This window comes from Sphingopyxis witflariensis, assembly GCF_002205635.1.
Taxonomy (GTDB): domain Bacteria; phylum Pseudomonadota; class Alphaproteobacteria; order Sphingomonadales; family Sphingomonadaceae; genus Sphingopyxis; species Sphingopyxis witflariensis.
This window is the reverse complement of sequence record NZ_NISJ01000027.1, coordinates 1-3,866: the sequence shown is the minus strand read 5'-3', so window position 1 is coordinate 3,866 and position 3,866 is coordinate 1. Positions and strand designations below refer to the sequence as shown.

The following is a 3,866-nucleotide window of genomic DNA, read 5'->3' as shown; positions in this document are numbered from 1 at the left end:
GTTCGCGGACCATCCTCACCGCCTCAAGCTTGAACTCGCGGCTGAACTTCCTTCTTTGCATTGTGGACCTCCGATAGGTGGAAACACCCTATCTCGGTGTCCACCAAACCGGCAGCAGGCCACTTCGACCTTATCGTAAAGATCGGTGTGGTTCGCTCCTCGGACGATCATCAGTTCCTTGGGTTCGGCGGCCGCAGCGTATGCCGTCTCGCTGAAATAGCGCGAATGGGCGTTCTCGCCGTGCACGAACAGGATCGGCCGCGGCGAGATTTCCTTGATGTAGCTCAGGATCGGCATGTTCATGAACGACAGCGGGGTGGTGATCGTCCACGAGCCGTTCGAGTTGACCGACCTTGCGTGGAAGCCGCGCGGCGTCTTGTAATAGTCGTGATAGTCTACAAGAAACTGCGCCTCGCCGCCCTTCAGTTCATTCATGGGCGGGCCATAACCAGGCATCCCCTTTTCAGCATCCTCCCAGCGTTGGCGGCTGAGCTGCTCCAAGTTCTCCGTGCGCTGCTCGAGCGTCACGCTGTCGTTGTAGCCCTTCGACATGACGCGGGTCATGTCGTACATCGTGCTGACCGCTACTGCCTTGACCCGCTTGTCGACCGCAACGGCGTTGAGCGCCATACCGCCCCAGCCGCAAATGCCGATAATTCCGAGCCGCTCGCGATCGACCGAAGCGCGCGTGCCGAGATAGTCGATCGCCGCACTGAAGTCCTCGGTGTTGATGTCGGGCGAGGCCACGTTGCGCGGCGCACCGCCGCTTTCGCCCGTGTATGAGGGATCGAAGGCCAGGGTAACAAAGCCGCGCTCAGCCATTGTTTGGGCATAGAGGCCGGAGGACTGCTCTTTCACCGCGCCGAACGGACCACCGACGGCGATCGCGGGCAGAAGGCGGTCACCGCGGTTCTTCGGCAGATAGAGATCGCCGACGAGGGTGATGCCGTAACGATTGGTGAAGGTGACCTTCTGGTGATCGACCTTGTCGCTCTTGGGGAAAACTTTGTCCCAGGTCTGGGTGAGTTGCATAGGTGCTCCATTGGGTTGGCTCGGTTCAGTTTGCGCCAGCGCTGGCTGGACGATGGCGAACGAAAGCGCAGAGATCGCCAGCAGGCCGCCTCGCATCAGGTTTCGGCGCGCCAGCACCGGGCGATTGATCTGGGAAAGTTTCATGCGTTTTCTCCGGTTTCAGGAAGCCGCAGTGGCGGCGTCGGATTGAGCAGCCCGATCGATTGCAGCCTGCGAAGACCGCGCGGCGAGGACCGCGACGAGCGAGGATGACATGAGCAGCGCTGCGCTGGCGAGGAAGGTGGCCTGGTAACCCCAGGCGTCGAACAACATTCCGCCGAATGCGGCGCCAAGGGTGATCGCCAGTTGGACCACTGCGACCATGAGCCCGCCGCCGGCCTCGGCTTCGTCAGGCAAAGCTCTGCTCACCCAAGTCCACCAGGCGACGGGGGCAGCCGTGCCGATCAAGCCCCACATCATAAGCAGGATGGCGACGCCAAGGGCGGAAGCGCCAGCTACAACTAGCCCGCCGGCGATCGCGGCCATCGCGAGCGGCATCGAAATCAGCAGTCCGTACAGCGAGTGCTTGAGCGCGATCCCGATGGCATAAGTTCCGGCGAGCCCTGCAACACCGAGGCCAAGCAGCATCAGCGACAAGGTGGTCACGTCGACCGCGGTGACCGTCTCCAGAAACGGCCGCAGGTAGGTGAAGAGCGCGAACTGGCCCATGAAAAAGAGTGCGGCCGCGAGCATGCCGAGCGGCACTGGCGGTCGACGAAGCACCTTGAACGCCGCGACGCCGCTCGCCCGCTCGCGGCTCGGCATGTTCGGAAGGGTCAAGAACTGCCAGGCGAGCGCTACCGCCGCGAGGGGCACAACGCAGAAGAAAGCGCCGCGCCAGCCGATATATTGACCCAGATAACTGCCCAATGGCGCCGCGATGGTCGTCGCCAGCGCATTGCCGCCGTTGAGCAAGGCGAGCGCGCGCGCGACGCTATCCTCCGATACCAGCCGCATAACGGTTGCGGTCGACATCGACCAGAAACCGCCAATCACCACGCCAAGCAGCGCGCGGCCGACCATGAAAATCGGGTAGTTAGGCGCGAATGCGACGATCGTGCCGGAAACAATCATCACGCCTGTAAGGACCAGCAGCAGGCTACGTCGATCGATGCCTTTGGTGACCGACGCGATGAACAGGCTCGTAATCACCGCAAATATACCGGAAACCGCAATGGCCTGTCCTGCTTGGCCTTCGCTCACATACAGGCCCGAGGCGATCGGCGTCAGCAGACTGACAGGCATAAACTCCGATGCGATCAACGTCGACACGCACAGGGTCAGCGCGAACACCGCCGTCCAGCCGCCCGCTGCTGAGGGCCTGGACGCGGGTTCTTGTGCTTGGGCCGGGGAGAGGGTCGTTTCCATGCCCCTCATCTAAACCATCTACATCATGCGGATTACCCGCTATGATCTGCATACGGCTGTGAGCAGGATTCAACGATGCATCGCGAAACCATGTCCGATCTTGTCGCCTTTCTGGCAGTGGCGCGCGAGCGCAGCTTCACCCGAGCGGCCGCCAAACTGGGTGTTTCCCCGTCTGCCCTAAGCCATACCATCCGCAAGCTGGAAGAACGGCTCGGCGTACGCCTGCTCACGCGCACCAGCCGAAGCGTCTCGACCACCGAGCCGGGCGAGCGGCTGCTGGAACGTGTCGGTCCGCGCTTCGACGAAGTCGCTGATGAACTCGCTGCGCTCACCGAACTGCGCGATAAGCCCGCGGGGACATTGCGCATCACGACCGGCGACCAGCCGGCCGAGAGCATCCTGTTGCCCGCTCTAGCGAAGTTGCTGCCACTCTATCCGGACCTCATCGTCGATTTGACGGTCGATAATGGTTTTGTGGACATCGTTGCCGAGCGCTTCGACGCCGGCGTTCGGCTCGGTGAAACGCTCGCCCAGGACATGGTCGCGGTACGCATCGGTCCCAACATGCAAATGGCTATCGCCGGGTCACCGGGATATTTGGCGACCCATGGATCACCGCAGACGGCCGACGACCTCGCCACTCACAACTGCATCAATCTGCGGCACCAGGCCAAAGGGGGTATTTCGATCTGGGATTTGGAGAAGGACGGCCGCGCCGTGAACGTGCGCGTCGAGGGTCAGCTGGTCGTGAATGACATTGCCATCGTCCGCCAAGCCGCAATCGATGGTCTCGGCTTATGCTACCTGCCTCGCGACTATCTGCAAACCCACATCGACGCAGGCGAACTCGCGCCCGTGTTGGAAGATTGGTGCCCACCGTTCCCCGGCTATCACCTTTACTACCCAAGCCGCCGCCAGCAATCGCCCGCTCTGGCGGCGTTCGTCGCCGCCGTGCGATATCGAAGCTGAGAAAGCTTAGGGTCACATTAGCGACTGATAGTGCACCGCTGTTTCGAGCTTCTACCGAAGGCCGACTTCTCAACGGTATCGGTCGGTTGGAGACCGTGCAGGTTCTGGCTGAAACAAGCGAACGCTGACGTCGGATCACACACCGGGCATCTTTTGGCGTTGCCGTACAATTATCGGTCGGTACGCGACGCTATCCGCGCCATGCGACCCAGGAGAGCTCTTCCTTTCAGGAAAACAGAGATCTTCATCTGACGCCCGCACGGTTTCGATCGGGCGGGCGTCTTTTTAGCGATGCGCTCGATATCAGCTCGAACCATTCGGTTTACTGAAATGGCCGGTGCACGAACCGCTGCGCGGATTGGCGCTAGCCTCGATGTAAAGTCGTCCAGTGAGCGCCGCGCCTGATTGAACGTGGGCTGCCGCAGGCAGACCCTTTCGACTCCTTCAACCTAAGGAGT

General features: G+C 61.5%; 3 protein-coding genes. 1 reads left to right on the top strand and 2 read right to left on the bottom strand.

Annotated features, from left to right (window positions below; genetic code table 11):
• Nucleotides 1-15 precede the first annotated feature (15 nt).
• Together CDQ91_RS20765 and CDQ91_RS20760 are read right to left on the bottom strand one after the other, a co-directional pair.
• Nucleotides 16-1,176, bottom strand: a complete 1,161-nt coding sequence (locus CDQ91_RS20765) for an alpha/beta hydrolase (RefSeq protein ID WP_144036845.1) — start codon at nucleotides 1,174-1,176, stop codon at nucleotides 16-18.
• Between the two features lie 15 nt (nucleotides 1,177-1,191).
• Nucleotides 1,192-2,364: an MFS transporter gene (locus CDQ91_RS20760; RefSeq protein WP_237246099.1), complete on the bottom strand. Its 1,173-nt coding sequence runs from the start codon at nucleotides 2,362-2,364 to the stop codon at nucleotides 1,192-1,194.
• 150 nt (nucleotides 2,365-2,514) lie between these two features.
• Between CDQ91_RS20760 and CDQ91_RS20755 the strand changes: the two genes are divergently transcribed.
• Entirely contained in the window at nucleotides 2,515-3,408 is an 894-nt protein-coding gene (locus CDQ91_RS20755) for a LysR family transcriptional regulator (RefSeq protein ID WP_088474598.1), read from the top strand.
• Nucleotides 3,409-3,866: the final 458 nt, after the last annotated feature.

Coding starts and splice junctions, on each gene's coding strand:
- CDQ91_RS20765 (WP_144036845.1), bottom strand. CDS start 1,176: ATGAAACTTTCCCAGATCAATCGCCCGGTGCTGGCGCGCCGAAACCTG.
- CDQ91_RS20755 (WP_088474598.1), top strand. CDS start 2,515: ATGCATCGCGAAACCATGTCCGATCTTGTCGCCTTTCTGGCAGTGGCG.